Consider the following 18,435-nt stretch of genomic DNA (forward strand, 5'->3'; position numbering starts at 1 on the left):
TTTGAACCTGGTCCATAATTTTTCAACTTAAAGAAAATCAGAAATGAGTATAACGAAACCATACTATCGGAATTATAGATCTGTAAAAGACGGACCGAATTCTGGATATAGTGATTGGGCTTACATCATTGACAAAGAATACGCAATCTTCCCTGCTCACTACGTTAGGGCATATAAGTTAATTCAAAGTGATCTTGAGTTACTCTTTGAATACATTGAGCCTTCTGACGAAGCTCTAAAAATATATTCTTATAGAATTCATGAATTGCTTATGCGGACGTGTATTGAAATTGAAGCGAATTTTAAAGCAATTCTGAGCGAAAATATTTATACTCCGCAAAATGATCGATTTGGTAATCCCATTTATAACATGGGCGTCTATAAAAAAATCAATACAACACATCATCTTTCTGGATATGAAGTTGTTCTCCCTATCTGGAATGAAGTTGGTAGAGTATTTAAGCCTTTTGAAGAATGGGGTACGAGTAATTCACTACCTTGGTATAGGGCGTACAATGCCAGCAAGCATGATCGAAAGGAAGAATTTAAGCAAGCTAACTTCGAAAACTTACTCAACGCAGTTACAGGACTCCTTGTTTTACTCACTTCGCAATTTAGGGATATGTCTTTCTCCGGTGGCATTGGACTGTCCACTGGGTATGATTATCATGACTTAGATTCTACAATTGGTGGGCTTTTTAGGATAAAGTATCCTGACGATTGGACAGATGATGAAAAATATGATTTTGACTGGTCTCAACTTGAAAAGCAAACTAATCGCTTTCAGAAAATAGACTATAATACTATATAGAATGGCTGTTACCATTGCTATTAAACAAATTCTTTTAATCTGGTTTCGAAGATGTTATTTTGATAAATAACTTTCAAAAAGAAAATATAGTTATATACTTTGAAACAACATGTAGTAGTCGGTTCAGTTGGAACAATCTTGAAAAAGCTTGTAACCATAGAAACTAGCCAATGTAACTACGTCCAACATCCTGACAGGCCTAGCCAAATTCCTGTAAATGGAAGATATTCTATAATTTGGCTCAACTTTTTTAGCAATCTTTGTTAGGGGCTATCTACCTCTAGAATCGAAATAAGGTGGTATCCTCCAAGTTTATGCTCCTCCCACGCCTGTCTTGATACTGATATTTTCCTATTACCATCAGATAATGTAAAATTGAGACCTATTCGGATAGATCGTTTTAATTCTTCGGGCAAGTTAGACCCCATAGCCTCTCTGTGAAGAAGTTCTGCTAAATCCAACATTCTCTTATGTGCTACCATAGCGGATTCCGGATAGTGAACAGCAAGCATCAGTTTTAACTGATTGGCAACCTCGTTGCTGCCCATAACGTAGTAAGAAATACAACTAGAAATAATTTCATTGTCATTTAAATATATCAAGTTAGACGCGGCCTGCCATTCACCATCTCCACAATCATTATAAAATCCAGTTTCCACACCGCCCTCTTTTAGAAGATCCTTTGCCTTATAAGGCGACCACCCCATGCTTATATCAACATTTGGAGGATTTGCCTCAATTTTGTTCAGCTCTTTCATTTTTTTCAGGGAAAGTATCAGTTCCTCCTTAGTTTGGATCGTGTGGATAAAAAGAGAATTTTTCCACCGGACAAAATCCTTTACCCGAAACTTGAAATGAAAGATGGCCATTTTTTTAGCGAACGAATATAATCCAGAGTCTTGCAGAGCCACACGAAGCCCAACAAACGCCATTTCGTAACTGACATATACCGACAACAAAAAGACAAACGGTAGAAAAAATAAAGATAAAAGCGATGGTACAAGAAAATCAGATAAGGTGCCCTTGGATGCAAATGATTCAAAGTGGGCAATTATCCAATATAACGCATAGATAATTAAAAAAAGCCCAATGATCGAAAGCAATCCATTAGCGAATTTCGCGACCAATGTATTCTTTCGATCCCGCTTAGCAAAGACTGCAAGCAAGACCAGAAAGGTGACTACCGGCAAAATGAAAATTTCGATCCAATAGTTGAATGTATGGAACCCAATAAGAAACTCCACGAAAGCCGTAAACTTGAATACGTCTTTTATCGCATCCACGTAGTAGCCTTTATCCTCTCTTATTTTGTTAATACTGTAAAGCGAAACCAAACCAGCGGATATAAACCAAAATATGGTATTTTTTATTTGCCCTGCATCCCAAATACCTATCTTCGACATGATCCCAATGACAGCCATCACATAGACAATCATTAATCCATATATCACCCAAAACGATCTACCGATGGCTAATATGACCATGTCGAATAACATCCGCCTGTTGGAAGATTTCATCATTATCCATAAAAAAAAAGGGATGATCCAAGTAAAAAGGGCTAATTCTCTCGTGTTAAAAATATCCTGCATTACAAGCACTATTTTATAAACATTCAGGGTAAGGAGGAAAACGAAGATAGTATTTATTGAGGAGCTCGTCAATAGCAAATCTAAACTGTCTACGGATGGACCATCACCCCCTGAATTTCACCCAAAAACGCCATCACTGGTTCCAAACAAATCCCATCTGGGCTACGAAAAAAGAAAGAAGGCTTTCAAGCATCTGCCTGAAAGCCTTCTTTCTTTTAGCACAACATCCTGGACGTGATTCGTCTTTAATGCTTTTATAACGAATAAAAAAAGTCGCCCTTCTATCAGGCGACTTTCAAAAGAAGAGTGCGCGGCATCGCTACCGCGCACTAATTAAATCTGCCACTACTAAATTCACGGCCTTTTAAACAAACGTATAACATCCAGCTGCAGGTTGCCGGGTGTAACAAAGTAAGTGCGTACCAGACCTTTTTCAACATTTTTAGGGAGAAGTAAGCCCGCCTCTCCCACTTTACTGATCAATTCACTGTCTTCGAAGTACCAGCTATCTATGGTACCGGTTTTGGTAAAGTACAGGTTATAAGATTTACTCTTGTCCTGAAAGCCTTCTTCCGGCATATAATCCGCATGGATCCAGGTACCTGGTTTAACGTTTTTGGCGATGTAGGTTATCTGACCTGTTTCATTTTGGAGGAAGATATCCAGCGCATCACTACTTTTCGGATAGTGAATATAAAAGCTTAGTTTATTGGTAGATGAATCTGCAGCAGGTATTTCTATTTTCAGTTCATTTCCGTTGATGTAAACAAACGGGAAAAACAGCTCAAGCTTACCACTGCTCAGATTGAGCTGTTGCTGAAAAACATCTTTTCCGGAAGTTTTATCTTTAATTTTTAAGGCGCTTTCTTTTTTTGAAGCATGGAAGGTATAAATTTTACTGAACGTAACCGGCTTGTTCGGCAGCGTGGTAAAGTTGCGGTAAATGGTAGTATCTATGGATGTTTCCAGCTCGGCGTCGCCAATATTATATCCCCAGACTTCTACATTGATTGCTCTTGTTGTTTCATCTTCCTTATTGCAGGAGATAAACACTAGCAGAACAACAAGCAAACTTAGTAATCTATATTTTGACATCATCTCTTTAAATTTTAATAGTCTAAACGGGTATTAAATCTCATGATCGTTCCGCTGGGAGCTTCAGAGAAGATGTATATTTTTGAAGAGGCTGCAGATGCAGCCGGTTTAGGAGCAGTGGTGGACAGATCGTTCCAGGTATAGGAGGTGCCATCTATATAAGGCGTGTTGGTACCTGCTTTATAGATTCTCACCTGAAAAGAAACGGAAGTCATCACACCATTGTATTCCTGCCTGGCGGTGGAAAACGTAGAGATAGTGGCAGCCTCACTGAATTCATTTGGTTTCACATTTTTGAGTCGGGTGATCTCTTCAAAAACTTTAGGAGTGGAATAGTATTTACCAATGACTAAATCTACCGGTTCACTGTATTTGGTTACATCAGGAACGAACATGTATATCAGGCTGATTTTCTTATCTGTTACCCCGGGCTTTTCCGGCATATCACTCATCTTTCCATCCATATAAAGAAAATTTAAGCTGGCAGCGCCATCTTCCTTTTTGAATTCTTGTTCTAATACCAGTTTTCCTGTGTTTTTTTCACTGACATTGACCTTAACAGTACGCTGCTCTCCTCTGAAAGTGTAAGCTTCCGCCAGGTTAAATGCGCTTTCACCGGTTGCTATACGTGGCGAACTGATGGTGTCCACTTTTACTGCAAGCACTTCTTTGGTGGCGTTATAACCCTTTATGCTGATAGGAAACACCTGGTCTGTATAGAGAAAATTATCATTGTATTTATTGCAGGCGGCCAGCAAAGAAGCGGCCATACTCAGCAAAATCCAGTTTGTATAAATTGATTTCATTTCTTCTGTTTATGTCGTTATAAATTGTAGGAAATGGATAAACTGAAAGATGATCCTATTTTGCGGATGAAGGTATCAGTATCGCCTATACGAATTTTCGTTTTCCCATCAGGGCTATCCTGATAATAGCCTTCCTCATAATTTTGTGAGAAGCCATATTCCCATTTGTATACATCCGACCATTCTTTCATGGTCATGTTATCGCTGCCTGGCTTCACCTCATAAGTATTCTGTCCGTTGATAAAAAAGCGGTAGGGACTATTTGTAAGATTGCTGATGTTCAGCCTTACCTGTAATTTTCTATCTTTCAGGAATTTATAGCTTATCTGCGCATCTATCTGGTTGCGCGGACGTTCCATTTCGGAATAATGCGGTTGCATACCAACCGTAAAGGTTTTATAGCCGGCGTGGTTGAAAGCGATATTTGCACCTAATCTATCTCCGGCGTATTGCAGACCGATATTATACAGTACAGGGACTTGTCCGTATAACGGTCGTTTTTCTTTCAGGTAAGTTTTTCTGCGATAGGCATATGAGTTACCTTCTGCATCAGAGCCGGAGCCCATGGTTTCGTAACGGAAGGCGCTGGCCTGTACTTCAGAGTTCTGCAGTGTCAGGTTACCGCTGAAATAGAGGTTGTTTAAAAATTTTACATCTTTAGCAAAGAACCCAAAGCTTTTGCGGACATCTACTTCCCAGCCATTTACATCTGCATAATCAGAGTTGGCAGTGAGCAGGTCTACGGCGCCACTTGTATTCGTGATGTCCAGGTACATTTCTACCGGATTCCTGAAATGTTTTTTAAAGTAACCAGCGGAGATGACTTCTCCCGCGGATGGATACCATTCAACCCGCAGATCGTAGTGGGTAATTAGCGTAGAAACCACGCCTGTATTACGTTGTATACGACCATAGAGATAATTAAATCGTGCAAAACTGGAATTCTCAATCAGAGCCGGACGTATGGCTGATTGCGCGTAAGACGCCCTGATATTGAAGTTAGGGATAGGTGTGATGGTGAGGTTACCGGAAGGCAGGTACAGCCATTTTTTATCTTCAGCGTTGGCATCAAGTGTTTTGTGAACAAGATTACCGGTTTCCGGATCTACGTAGCGGTATTTTTCTGCATTTTCCAGGTCGGCCTGTGAAACTTTATCTGCAGCTTCATCTTTTATCTTCTCGTATTCATAAAATTCACTTCTGATACCCCACACCAGACGAAGCCATTTGGTAAAGCGGCTATCCAGCATTACATAGCCAGCCTGGTTATTATTCCTGCCTGTGTAAGTGTTGTTATTGAAGGCTGCCGGGAAGTAATACATATCTGTGAGCGGATTGGCAAAGTCGATGCTCCATTGTTGTATCGGCTTGTATCCATCTTTAAAACTTCCTGCAACCCCTACTGGCAAAACATTCCAATCATAGTGGCCTTTTTTATCCTGGTACTGGTACCCGCCTTTAATTACTTGCACAGTTTTACCGATATTGAATTTATAACTCAGTGCCGCATCGGCCATCCAGTTGGTTTCCACGTATTTGTAAGAAGAACGGCTCAAGGGTCCGGGATTAGCATTACCTGGACCTGGTGAATAATTGTAACTAACACCATTCAGGGTTTCTATACGTCCTACTGTTGCATCTACCGCATCCTGTTCGTGGTTGGTAACCGTATTGCGGGCTATACTCCAGTCGAACTTAAAACGGCCAATGTTATGTTCACCGTTGATTCTGTTCTGTAACAAGTCGATGAATTTTGGTCGGTCGTATTCACTAATCATCGGATCATCACCTTTTGCTAAATCTTCACCCCAGCCGGCTATACGAAAGAACTGGTTGGCAAATACGCGTGAATAAAAGTTACGGGAAGTTATCTGATGGTTTTTGATACGCCATCCTGCATTGAGCAAGGCCCCCCAGCTAGTAGTGAAATTGTATTGCTGGGCTTTTGATTCATGAATCTCTTTGCCTGTTTGAAGATCATACTGGTTGTTACCTGCCATAGAGAAGGCGCCACGCTCGAAGTGTTGTATGTCGTCAATGGCCTGTTCATTGCGGTAGCTCAGGGAGCCTACCAGCCCGATACGACTGTTCTTCAGGTTATAGCTACGACCCAGGCTAAACTGGTAATTCTGACCGGGTGCAGCTTTAAAGGTGCGGGTACCTAATCTTTCCAGACCGCCAATGGCTTTGTTCTGCTCAGCGATCATTTCAGGGGTAACTTTCTCCACGCCGGGAGGAGGGATATGATTATAGGGATTCCTGGGATCATAATTACCCGGCGTAAGTGTCAGGATCTCTTTAGGAAAATGATTTCTGCCACCATCATCAAATCCGAGGTAGTCGCTTTTTCCCCGCTGGTAACCCATGAATTTTTTACCGGTACTACCGTTGATATATTTACTACCGAAGCTGAGGGTGGTGAAATTACTTTCAGGAATAGCCATGGTATTGATTTGTACCATTCCTCCGCCAAAGCCGAAACCCATATCTGGTGTAACAGTTTTAGAAACAACGACATTATCTACGAGATTACTCGGCACGATGTCGAATTCAAAATCACGCACCTGTACATCGGTGCTAGGGAGGGCGGCGCCATCCATCATGGCCATATTATATCTTTCAGCGATACCACGTACTACCACTCTGCGATTGTCGGTAGTGCTGACACCCGAAATACGTTTCAATGTTTCTCCGATATTTTTATCGGGTAAAACAGCAATCTGTTCGCGACTGATACCATTGGTGATACCGGCATCATTTCTCTGACGAAGATACAGCGATGCTATAGATTCCTTGCTGACAGAGGATTTCACGACTACCATAGCCAGGTTTCCTTTCCGTCTTTTTAAGGTGGCGTTTAAGTTGAAAAATCCATTTTCCGAGATGGTAATGCCACTAACTTCTTTGGCGCCATAGCCAATGGCGCTGATCAGAACGGTATAGTTCCCTTTAGGTAGTGGCAAGGAGAAGTTACCAGCTTCGTCAGTAATTGCGCCAGTGCTGCCGATGCGAATGGTAGCACCTATTACAGGATCGCCATTTTCTTCATCGAGAAGTTTACCGGTAAGGCCGCCATCTTTTTTTGTGGCTGGCGGCAGTGGTTTCTCAAATAAAACGATCCCACCAGCCACTTCTTTATAACCTACGTTTGCTTTTTGCAGCAGATAGTGGAGGATGTCGGATATGTCGGTTTGTTTAAATTCTTTTGCGGAGATGCTCCATTGTGTGAGCCGTAATTTACCGGCATCGTATGCAATGTTGACAGGGCTGGCTTCTTTCAACTGTTCCATAGCTACGTCCAGTGTAACATTAGAAAAACGAATAGTTAGTTTCACCGTTCCGGGCGACTGTGCGACTATTCCTAATGCCAGCAGCATCAGGCAACACAGCATCATGAAGATGCGCCTCGGACTGGTAGGGATCATCGTCCCTCGTGCTTTTTTTTTCATATCTTTATAATTGTTTTTATTAAATGGTAATGTTGCTTTCGTCAAAAATGGCATTACCGGAAACTTTGGCAAATCCCGTTACCAGCGGGATTTTGCTTTTAATACAGTGTGATAGTTTTTCCTTGTATTTTATATCGTATATCGTGTACTTCCGCCAGGGTGGCTATAATGTCGTTTACAGAAGTTTTATGTATGAAGAATTTAGCATCGTAATGCAGCCTGCGGATACCAGCGTTGTTGGTTACTAACGTCACCCCATATACTTCCCTCAGCTCAAAGGCCAGTTCATTAAAGGTGGTTGATTCTAACAGCAGTACTCCTTGCTGCCAGGCCTGCACCTGTTTCCAGTCGAGGCTATCGATATGGGAATGACCATCCTTACGGTCCCATTGAAATCTTTTGCCCCTGGATAGTTCAGTTAGTACCTGGATGCTGTCGCTCACCTGGACACGGCCTTGCTGTACCCACACCTGAATAGATGGGCCATCGCTGTATGCTTTAATATTAAATGCAGTGCCTAAGACTTTGGTTTCCAGCTGCCCTGCTTTCACGATGAATGGCCGGGTAATGTCATGCTGTACTTCAAAAAATGCTTCTCCTTCTATTAGTTCGAGGTACCTGGCTTTCATCCCGTACAGAGAGCTGTATTTCAGTGTGGTCCCGGACTTTAGCCATACACGTGAGTTATCCGGTAGCTGGATTTGTTTTATATCGCCGAAAGGAGCGCTTACTGTATAATAGATAGCAGGCTGTTTATTATGGTTGATCATGTAAAGCCATAGAGCGCTGACCACCAATACGAGGATACAGGCTGCTGCCGCGGTCCTGCTACGTATAGCCACCACTTTGGGCTTATTGATCCTGTCGAGAATCTGCAGCTGAATGCTGCCTTTAACGGCGCTTTTTCTCCCTTGCTGGTTCCATAGGCCGATGGGTTTGGAATCATCTACGGCGTGATACCATTCATCAATTACCTGGTGTTGTTGTTCATTGGTTTTACCTGATAAGTAGCGTTGCAGCAGGTTTAACCGTTTGTGTAATTTCATTTATAACAGTCCTCCTGCTATATACATACTGATTCAGGCAGGTGGTACTATAGTTCCAATGTTACCGAATTGTGAATTCCTTTGGTTAAAGAATAAAAGGCAGGAAGATCGCCTGGCTTTGCAGTCGCAGCCGGAGTCGTTTACGGGCGTTTTGTAATTGGTTTTTAACTGTTTGCTCTGAGATGGATAGCCGCATCGCTATCTCCCTGATGGATAATTCCTTTTCATAACTGAGGATGAAAACCCCTCTCATCTTATCAGGCATGGCGGCAATTTCCGCCTGTACTTTATCTCTCAGGCGGTCAAAATCGTAGTGGTCCTGTTTTTTCAGGTCGGTTTCATCGGGCAGACTATAAACAGATAAGGGTAAATCAGTGGTGCCTTGTTTGGCTTCCCGGTATATATGACGGATCACACTGTATTTCAGGGCAGTAAACAAATAAGGGCTTAATTTATCCTCCACGATGATCTGTTGCCGGTTTTCCCAGGCATGAATAAAAATATTCTGTACGAAATCTTTGGAGGTGGCTTCATCAGCCAGCCTTCGGTAAGCCATCGAAAACATTTCTTCCCAATACCGTTCAAATAAACACGAAAACGATGCTGTATCACCCTGCTTTACTTGTTGCCATAATTCGGCATCATTTAAAGTGTTTTTATCCATTACAAATTATCTTGCGGACGCAAAGATATAGTTAGTTTTTTGCCAAAATATTAGCGGCGCGGATTGGAGAAGGCCTTACCCCGGCGATTTCCGGCTGTAGATAAGGATGAGTCACGGGTATTATTTTATTATTATTTTATAGAAGCCTTTTTAGTTATGTTCTATTCTCTTCTGATAATCAAAGGCGATGCCGTCATGCAGCTTAACGCAGCAATACACTACACCCCGGCATCAGTTAGCCTTGTGCGCAGGATAAAATATTTCGCTTAATGTTTCATCCAACGCTTTTCCTGACAATGTTTTTCCAACTATAATTCCATCAGGATCGATCAAAAAATTCTGAGGGATTGCCTGGACACCATATGATTTCGCAGCCGTACTATCCCAAAATTTCAGATCAGAAAGCTGAAGCCACAGAAGTCCGTCTTTTTTAACTGCCGCCAACCACAACGCCTTGCTGTCAGACTTATCGAGAGAAATACCGACAATTGTGAAGTTCTGGTCCTTGAATTTATTGTAGACTTTAACCAGGTTTGGATTCTCTGCCCTGCACGGCCCGCACCAGGAAGCCCAAAAGTCGACCAATACATACTTACCACGAAATGACGAAAGTTTAACCAGCTTCCCTTCTGCATCGGGTACTTCAAAGTCCGGCGCCGGTTGCCCTATTGCAGTTACTCTCATTTTATCCAGGTTAGCGGCTACTTTTTTACCTTCCTTACTATTTTTAATTTTGAAGGATAAACTGTCGAACAAGGGCTTCACTACGTCATAGCGTTGCTCATAAGCGATTTTGGGAAACAATTCCAAGCTAAGCATTGATGCAGAATGTGACCTGATGAACTTAATATAGGCATCTTTGGTCATGTCACTAAACCGCTTTCGAAAGCCTTCCACTTTGGCCTCGTAATCCGGCGTGTCCTGTGGCGACAACTTCCCTTCCATGAATTGCCTGTCTTCATCGGTCATTTGTGAAAAGCCGGCATCAACCAGGTTATTAAGATCATTATAATCATTATTCCTGGGCGTTCCGGTTACCTGCACTCCTTCTACTGTAGCTCCATTCGTTTTAATATGGATGTTACCCGGTTCAAGATAAACGGTTATCTGTTCAAGGCTGTTAGTTCTCCCAACACCTTTCGTATCAAAGGTTAATGTAGCGGATACGGGCGAAGTGGACACCGCACCGGCAAATTTGAAAACGCCATCCTTTAACCCGACGGAATCAATGATGGACTTACCTTTCATCGTATACTCCAGGTATGCCTTTTCAGGGGCGTTGCCTGTACCATATTTGCCATTGATAGTAAATTTATTATTACTCTGGGCGAAAGCTGTCAACTGCATTATTGACAAACCGGCTATAATTAACTTTCTCAATTTAAATAGGATTAATTTGGATTCAGAAATCGAATTCCGGTATGAATTGCCACCGGAGATTAATACGTTGCCATAAGGGGGAACGCCTTTCATTTAGTTAAACAGTTCCATCAGCTTTGCTTCCAACTCTTTTCCATGGAGATCCCTGGCAACAATTACACCTTTGTTATCGATCAGAAAATTCCTGGGAATAGCTTTAATCTGATATTTTTTAGTAACGGGAGAATCAAATCCTTTCAGGTCTGCCAGGTTTGTCCAGGTATAACCATCCTTCTCTATTGCCTTTTTCCAGGCAGCAGCATCCGTATCGAGAGAAACGCCAATTACACCCAGCCCTTTGGTCCTGTACCTGGCATAAAGCGGAACAAGCGCTTTTGCCTGCATTCTGCATGGCGAACACCAACTGGCCCAGAAATCAATAAATGTATATTTGTTCCCGGAGATGATTGTTTTGGTGGAGATTTTTTTTCCTTTTACATCCGGCAGCGCAAAGTCCTCATACTGTACTGCTTCCTGCATACCCGGCGCCTGTACATTTTTTTCATTTTCAGCAGTAACTGTAATACCGTTAGCATCATTTACAATCAGCGTATACTCCTTTGATGAAGGAGGAAGACACATTTGATTATTGCATGCCATGTACCTGATCCGGAAATGCAATACTGTCTTCTCATCTGCCCTGAGTTTGATAGTTTGTGAAAACGTAACACCCTTCGCGTAATAAGCCACAGTTTCCCCGGCAGAAGATGCTGCTCCTTTTTCCTCCATCTCTCCTATCAACTGAACATTCGGATTTTCTCCCCATGTAATAGTAGTAGGCATTCCCATTCCACCATCATAAGACTGTGGATAAATATGAAACGGTTCGTTGATAGACGCCACGAAGGCAATCTTAAAAGTGAGTGGCGCTATTGAGTCACTGCGGAATTTCCACGAAACGGGGTGGTTATCCTGCGCAATGCCGGACAAAGCTGCCAGACTGGTCAATATCAAAAAAATCACTCTTCTCATAAATACTTTTTGCAGGGCAAAAGCCACATTCGTTTAAATTCAATTATTATCATCTGACAGGCGCAAATTGCATTACCCTTTATATCTGGATTTTGTGATCTCTACCATAGACTTCAGTTTATAATACTCCCTGTCTGTGGAACCAGCGTAACCAGAACTAAAGAATCTTATATTACCCAATGGGTCAAATATGATTTTAGTGGGTGTTCCCTGGACATCAAAGAACTTGTTTTCTTCATCCTGTAAAACATCGAGGGTAATCCCTTTTTTCTTCACGAAAGATTTCACAGTAGCCCTGTCTTCAAACAGGCTTACCACAAACATTTGAAATACATCTTTTTTATAGTCTGCCACCACGCGCTCAAATCCGCTAAAAGCAGCTACACACGGAGTACATCCTGTGGACCAGAAATCCAGGGCCAGCACCTTGTTCTTATAATCCTTCAGATGAACGATATTCCCTTCCAGGTCCGGCAGCGATACCTCTTTTACAGGTTTCGTGGCGTGAAAAAGCGTAAACATTTTACCATCCCCTCCCGCGCCTGGTACTGCACCGTCGAGCGTTGTTTTCGGTGATGCTATGTACAACTTTTCCACTTCCTTATAACAGTGATGGTATGCTTCATCCTTCAGGGATTTAAGATATGCCTCAAATCCATTTTCGGTACCCTTTACCTTTTTATATACCAACCTGAATGTATTAACCATAACCGGGTTTGACTCCGCCTCCCTGAATGCTTTACTTAAGGTATCGAATGCCGCCTGATACTTACCGGCAGCAAACATCACTACTCCATACCGGTTCAGGTAATTGGATTTTGCATCTTTGAAATAGCGCATTTCGCGCATACCGTCTTTTACTTCCGAAGATTTCGCCAATAACTGTAATGCCGTATCTGTGTTTCCCAGTTGGGCATTAGTTGCAGCATTTATCTCCAAAACGGTCTGAGTTCTGCCAATTCCATCTTTCAGAGCTCCTGTGCCCAGATCTTCCAATATCCCGGCTGACACCTTTTCCACTTCTCCCGGATTGGTATTTGCATCAAAGAGGTTGTCCAGTGCATAAGTCAGATACAGGAATTGAAGTACGTTGAATTTCGGCCTGGTGTTTTTATAATACCAATAACGTTCAAAGTTTCCTTTGGTAAGCCATCCCATAGCCAGCTGCGCGCGGTATTCCTCATACATGGATGGTTTGGCAGGGTCTATTGGATTTGCTTTCAACATTTCATTGTATTGCTTCTCCTGATCTTCCACGTTTACTATTGAAGTAAAATCCTTAAAGTTATACTTCGCGGATGTCGATTGCTGCGCGAAGACGGACCCCGAAATCAGCAACAACAAGATTAACATTTTCATTTTCATCAGATTCAGATTAAATGGTATTAAAAAATTTGAATTATTAGCATTGAAATTTCCTGCCAGGTAAATGTGGTACAACTGCATGCTGCCATTAACTTACCAGTTCTATTCATTTTCCACTAATCCCTTGTTCGCGGCCAGCATCCTTTCCCCGAACTTCAGGGCAAATCTCGCGGGGCTGAGCGTATAGGTTGCCACTACGTTGCCGGCGTCATCATAGAGTTTATGTGTGTACTTAACCGTATTGCTATACACCGGGTCAACTGAAAGCCGGCGCATATCCCACCAGCGCATGCCGGAGGTGGCGAATTCACGAATACGTTCATCAAGGATATAGCGAACCAATGCCTCTTTGCTTTCCGCTATACTTGCAGGTACAGTTGCGATATTGGCGGGCATTCTTTTGGACCGCAGTATTTCGAGATCGCTCTTTGCCCCTGCAAGGTCACCTGCCCTTGCTTTAAGCTCTGAGCGCATCAGGTAGAGGTCAGGCAATGAGGGGCCGATTTCCAACCCGGAAAAAAGTGATGCGGAGTAGCGCCTCATTCCTCCCGGAAAGGTTTTGTCGGGATTGAACATTTCAATTCCTGAGAACAGTTCCAGGCGTTTATCTGCCGGATCATACAAGGCAGCCGTTTCCGGAGAAAACACATAGGTATTGGCTTGTTGCAGCTGAAAATTAACCATACTGAGATTGTATATCACTTGCACATTGTTGGCAGCCAACGGATAATTTGAAAGTCCGAAACCGAAGTCAGGAAACCATGAATTATCGCTATCAGGATCAAGCACTATGTTATAATCGTATAACGCGAGAGGCATTGCGGCTTTGCCAAGCTCCGCGAATGCAGCATCCACATGTGTGCTGGCCTCATTGAACTTTGCCATATACAGATAAACACGGCCCAATATAAATTCTGCCGCCAGCCTGGAAAATTTCCGCCTGTGTGTTAATGGGCCAAGGTCTGGCAAGGCATCTGTTAAATCCTTTATGATAAAATCATAACATTCCTGTACAGAGGCCCGTACAAATGTTGTTTGCGTCACATCTGCCTTTGTAAGCAGCGGCACCCCCAAATCCGTAGCAGCAGTAGCAGCATTATAGGGCAACGAAAAATCATTCAGAAAATAAAGATGGCAAAGTGCCCGTCCGACTTTGGCCTCCGCGAGGATGGCACGTTTTTGCTGATCGGTTCCTCCCTCTGATTGCATTACTTCGTTTATGACCTTATTAAAGGTATAAATGTTGGTTAGTGGCCATGTTTCATTGGGAAGCTGATCTTCATCGTATATCCTTGCTTCAAACCTGAACAGCCTTTGTGTTCTGATCTGGGCCGCATCCATATAGGTTGCCTGGGCTGCCATCTCATCACCCATATACAAAGAGGGAGGATAGGAAACCTGTAGGCTCACTGCGTTCATTAATTGCTCGTAGTCCAGCGTCGTTTTTGCCACACGGGAGCCTTTAGGCTCAATTTCCAAAAAGTCTTTGGAGCATGAAGTCTGAAACATCAACGATATAAACAGAATGGGTAATAATACCCTATGAATGGATTTCATCATCTTAAGCAGGTTTAATTAAAGAGTAATGTGTGCGCCAACTGTGAATGTACCTTGCCCTATACGGATATTTCTGACACCTGCAGGCGATTGAAACTCCGGATCGATCCCGAGGTTGTTCTTCTTCCAGAGCATGAGATTAGATACCTGTGCCCTAAAAGTCAATCCTTCAGCATGTAGTCTCCGAACCAATGTTTTACCTACATCATAGGAAAGCGTGATCTCCCTGATCTTTGCATAAGACGCATCAAATGAATTCAGGTTGGAGTAGGTGTAGTAATAGATATTTCTGCCGTTGTCGATGGTAGTGTTATAGGCATACCTGGGGATATTGGTTTTATTTTCATCTCCCGGCGTCTTCCAGCGATTAGCAAATTCGGGTTGAAGCGTGTTCTGATAAAGGGGCTCCTGCCAAAAATTATTAAAATCCCGGAACAATACATGTCCTAAGTTAAAGCTGATATTAATTCCCAGTTGAAACCGCCTGTAATAAAATGTATTGAATAATCCACCTGTTGCGATAGGTTGAGAAGTTCCCGCCAAATGAACGTCTTCTGGCTTGGAGCCATTTTTATCAGACAGTATTTTTCCGTCGGCCTGGATGATCTGTGGATCTCCCACGGCGTTAAGTCCGCCGTTGATGAATTCGAATACAGCATATGCGGGTTTGCCTTCCGCAAAGGATGTTCCGATCATTCCTGTACCGGTTGTGATGGCGGTTGCCGTTGCCATCCTTGTTATCTTATTTTTGTTGTACGCTAGGTTTAAGACAGTATTCCAGTTAAAATCCCGGGAAATGACATTAAGTGAAGTCAAACTAAACTCAAATCCTTTATTTTCAAGGTCCCCGTAATTACCGATAACAGTTGCATATCCGGTCAACGGCGCCGTCATCAATGAGCCGATCAGATTACTGGTCTTTTTTATATATCCGTCTATAGAACCGCCCAATCTGCCACCCAGCACTGTAAAATCCAGTCCTGCGTTATAGACAGTGGTTCCCTCCCAGGTAAGCTTGTCGTTGCCGGGAGTTCCGATAACCAAACCAACTCCTGTTACATAGTTTACGTTCGATGAGGATTGCAGGATATCGAATGATGCTGCCTGGGCAGGCTTGGGTGCATTACCTGTTATGCCATAGGTGAATCTCAGGTGGAGCCGGTCCAGCCATGTAAATGATTTCATGAAGTCTTCCCTGTTCAGCAACCATTTACCACCTATGCTATAAACGGGCCTGTTTTGAGCAGATTTGGCAAGGCCAAATAAATTGCTCTCATCAATCCTCCAGCTCGCATTCAGCGCATACTTCCATTGATACATGTATCCCAATGTGGAATAGTAAGAGGTGGTTCTTGCGATAGCCCCTTCTCCTCCACCCACATTATTTGATGGCAACACTCGTCCCAGCTGGCCGGATACCGTTCCTGTAATCCCTTTCATGAGTGTATCAATATTTACCGGACGGGAAACCTGCAACTGATCATCCCAGCCATAGTAGGTAGCGGATGATGTCAATGGTGTGGAACTTGTAGCTTCCTGTCCTGCCATTACAGTCAGCTGGTGCGGATCCCAGTTCCGATCAAATATCAGCTGATTTCTTACCGTCCAGTTTTTCTGAGACGCATTATTTACATTGAGCATCCCTCCATCCTTTGGCAACCAATACCTGGGCGTGCTGTTTACAGTTGGCGCCTGTGTAAAACCTACCAGCTGGTCCCTTACCGCGTAACTCTCCTGGTACTGAACTGTCCGGTTGTTTCTTGCAAATGTCTGGTAGCCATAAGTACCCTCAAAGCGAAGTCCTTTCAGCAATTGTACTTTCGCGCTTCCCACCACTCTTCCGGATATACTGCTACTTTTTGAATATCCCCTGTTAAACTCATCAAGCGGAACGTAGTCCAGGTTAACCCGGCTCCTGGCAGCATAATCAAGCCTGAGAGAATCGGTGTAATTTCCCAGGAAATTCACTGCCAGCGGATTTCCTGCATTATCGCGGAACCGCTGATAAGGTACGATGGAAACATCCGGGGCCAGCACTCCTATACCCAGGTTTGAAGTACTTGCTACTGTATTGGTAAGATCAGTGATCACCGAGAACTGCAATTTTTTATTGAAATTGAAATCCTGTCTGACATTCAACTTATACGAATTGTTCCGTTCACCTGGCGTGCTGCTTTGAATACCGGTATAGCTCAGCGATCCATAAAAACTGTAAATGTCACCGCCCCCTGAAAGCGAGACTGTATGATTAGTTGAGGCTGCATTTCTGTAAAAAATACTGGAAATTTCACTTCTGTTATCGATGGCAGCCAAACTATCCAGCGCCTTATTCGCCTGCGCACCGGTGATTAGCCCCCGATACTCATCATATTGAATTTGCAGGTGCGGAGGAACCGGAGCAAAGACCTGTGCTGTATTCCAGCTATAATAAGGTGCAAATTGAGGAAAGAGTTCTTTTGCAGTAGCAATAAAATCCCTGCTGTTCATTTTCGGGATATAGGACAGATCCGGTTTACCCTGGAAATTATAATAACCGTCGTAATCAACCCGTAATTTTTGTCCTGTTTTACCCTTTTTAGTAGTAATAACAATTACCCCGTTCGCCGCTTTTGCGCCCCAGATAGAAGCTGCGGAGGCATCTTTCAGAACAGTTATATCCTCAATATCCTGCGGATTGATGTTGGCGATGGGGTTAGAGGTGTTCATAATATTATTACGGGATGCATCATTGGTATTATCACCCGGTAATTCCACGCCATCTACCACGATCAGTGGCGACCTGGTAGAGTTTAGGGAAGTCAAACCCCGAACCAGTAACGGCTCTCCACCCGGTGCATTGTTTACCACCAGGCCGGGTACAAGCCCATCCAGTCTTTGGAGAATATTGGTGCTGCTGGATCTGCTGGCAACAGTGCCCATGTCCACTTTTGCTACTGCCCCCGTATTTCGTTCCCTGGTAATATTCTGATAACCCGTAGAAACAATTTCAATAGATCCCAGCTTTTGTTCCGAAGGCACCAGAATAACCGAAATCATTTCTGCATCGGTCACCTTCACCTCTTTTTCATTGAATCCTATGAAGGTTATTATCAGCACTGCACCTTTTTCCGCTTCTATATGAAACATCCCCTTTTCATCGCTCACAGCTACTACCTGGCTACCTTTAATACGGATAGTAGCCCCGGGCAGAGGATTTTTATCAGAGTCGGTGATTGATCCCGTGACTTTTGTTTTAGGCTCCGCGGCAGCAGATAAACTTCCATTTTTCCCTGATGCGCCACTATCTCTGCGCATCACTACCACATTGCCCTGCCTTATCTCGAAAGCAAGTTTCTCCGGCTTCAAAATGGCGGTAAGGAAATCATTCAATGGCATCTGCTGTGCCTCAATAGTCACAGGATGCGCATTCTTAATATGTTCATCATTATAGAGTACAGTTACTCCCGTCTGTTTCTCAATAATTTTAAACACATTACGCAAAGGCTCTTTGTGTAGTTTGGTAGTGATAGATTGCGCCAATCCTATGGCCTGTGCCTGAACTAAGACGACAGTTAATAAAACAAATGTTAGTTTCATCGCGAACTGTATTTTGGTTGATACCAGACGGCAGGAGAAGCCACGCCAGGCTAATCCTAGCCTCCACGGCTGGTTTAAAGCATAAA

At 43.1% G+C, this 18,435-nt stretch carries 12 protein-coding genes; 1 reads left to right on the plus strand and 11 read right to left on the minus strand.

The annotated features are described in order from the left end of the window. Nucleotides 1–43: 43 nt before the first annotated feature. Nucleotides 44–811: a hypothetical protein gene (locus tag B5Z18_RS17655; RefSeq protein WP_079470794.1), complete on the plus strand. Its 768-nt coding sequence runs from the start codon at nucleotides 44–46 to the stop codon at nucleotides 809–811. 263 nt (nucleotides 812–1,074) lie between these two features. Here the strand turns inward: B5Z18_RS17655 and B5Z18_RS17660 are convergent, their stop codons facing one another. The 11 genes from B5Z18_RS17660 to B5Z18_RS17710 all read right to left on the minus strand — a co-directional run bounded on the left by B5Z18_RS17660 (nucleotide 1,075) and on the right by B5Z18_RS17710 (nucleotide 18,349). Continuing rightward, a complete protein-coding gene (locus B5Z18_RS17660; protein WP_079470795.1) occupies nucleotides 1,075–2,400 on the minus strand; it encodes a hypothetical protein in 1,326 nt (441 codons plus the stop codon). A 354-nt stretch (nucleotides 2,401–2,754) separates the two neighbouring features. Further along, the gene (locus B5Z18_RS17665) at nucleotides 2,755–3,498 is read right to left on the minus strand and encodes a hypothetical protein (RefSeq protein WP_143313626.1); all 744 of its coding nucleotides are present in this window, start codon (nucleotides 3,496–3,498) and stop codon (nucleotides 2,755–2,757) included. 11 nt (nucleotides 3,499–3,509) lie between these two features. Further along, a complete protein-coding gene (locus B5Z18_RS17670) occupies nucleotides 3,510–4,301 on the minus strand; it encodes a hypothetical protein (protein ID WP_079470797.1) in 792 nt (263 codons plus the stop codon). A 17-nt stretch (nucleotides 4,302–4,318) separates the two neighbouring features. Then, a complete protein-coding gene (locus B5Z18_RS17675) occupies nucleotides 4,319–7,750 on the minus strand; it encodes a TonB-dependent receptor (protein WP_079470798.1) in 3,432 nt (1,143 codons plus the stop codon). Between the two features lie 98 nt (nucleotides 7,751–7,848). After that, nucleotides 7,849–8,796 carry a FecR family protein gene (locus tag B5Z18_RS17680; protein WP_079470799.1) on the minus strand — a complete coding sequence of 316 codons (948 nt, stop codon included), beginning with the start codon at nucleotides 8,794–8,796 and terminating at the stop codon, nucleotides 7,849–7,851. An 85-nt stretch (nucleotides 8,797–8,881) separates the two neighbouring features. Beyond that, nucleotides 8,882–9,460 (minus strand): RNA polymerase sigma factor, encoded by a 579-nt coding sequence (locus B5Z18_RS17685; protein WP_079470800.1) that lies wholly within the window; start codon nucleotides 9,458–9,460, stop codon nucleotides 8,882–8,884. A 231-nt stretch (nucleotides 9,461–9,691) separates the two neighbouring features. Continuing rightward, on the minus strand, nucleotides 9,692–10,840 hold the full coding sequence (locus B5Z18_RS17690; RefSeq protein WP_159454342.1) for a redoxin domain-containing protein: 1,149 nt from the start codon (nucleotides 10,838–10,840) through the stop codon (nucleotides 9,692–9,694). Between the two features lie 93 nt (nucleotides 10,841–10,933). Next, nucleotides 10,934–11,851: a TlpA family protein disulfide reductase gene (locus tag B5Z18_RS17695; RefSeq protein ID WP_143313627.1), complete on the minus strand. Its 918-nt coding sequence runs from the start codon at nucleotides 11,849–11,851 to the stop codon at nucleotides 10,934–10,936. Nucleotides 11,852–11,923: 72 nt separating this feature from the next. After that, on the minus strand, nucleotides 11,924–13,210 hold the full coding sequence (locus B5Z18_RS17700) for a TlpA family protein disulfide reductase (protein WP_159454343.1): 1,287 nt from the start codon (nucleotides 13,208–13,210) through the stop codon (nucleotides 11,924–11,926). Between the two features lie 108 nt (nucleotides 13,211–13,318). Next, entirely contained in the window at nucleotides 13,319–14,776 is a 1,458-nt protein-coding gene (locus B5Z18_RS17705; protein WP_079470804.1) for a RagB/SusD family nutrient uptake outer membrane protein, read from the minus strand. Between the two features lie 15 nt (nucleotides 14,777–14,791). Beyond that, nucleotides 14,792–18,349 carry a SusC/RagA family TonB-linked outer membrane protein gene (locus B5Z18_RS17710; RefSeq protein WP_159454345.1) on the minus strand — a complete coding sequence of 1,186 codons (3,558 nt, stop codon included), beginning with the start codon at nucleotides 18,347–18,349 and terminating at the stop codon, nucleotides 14,792–14,794. Nucleotides 18,350–18,435: the final 86 nt, after the last annotated feature.

The organism is Chitinophaga ginsengisegetis, from assembly GCF_900168065.1.
Classification (GTDB): domain Bacteria; phylum Bacteroidota; class Bacteroidia; order Chitinophagales; family Chitinophagaceae; genus Chitinophaga; species Chitinophaga ginsengisegetis.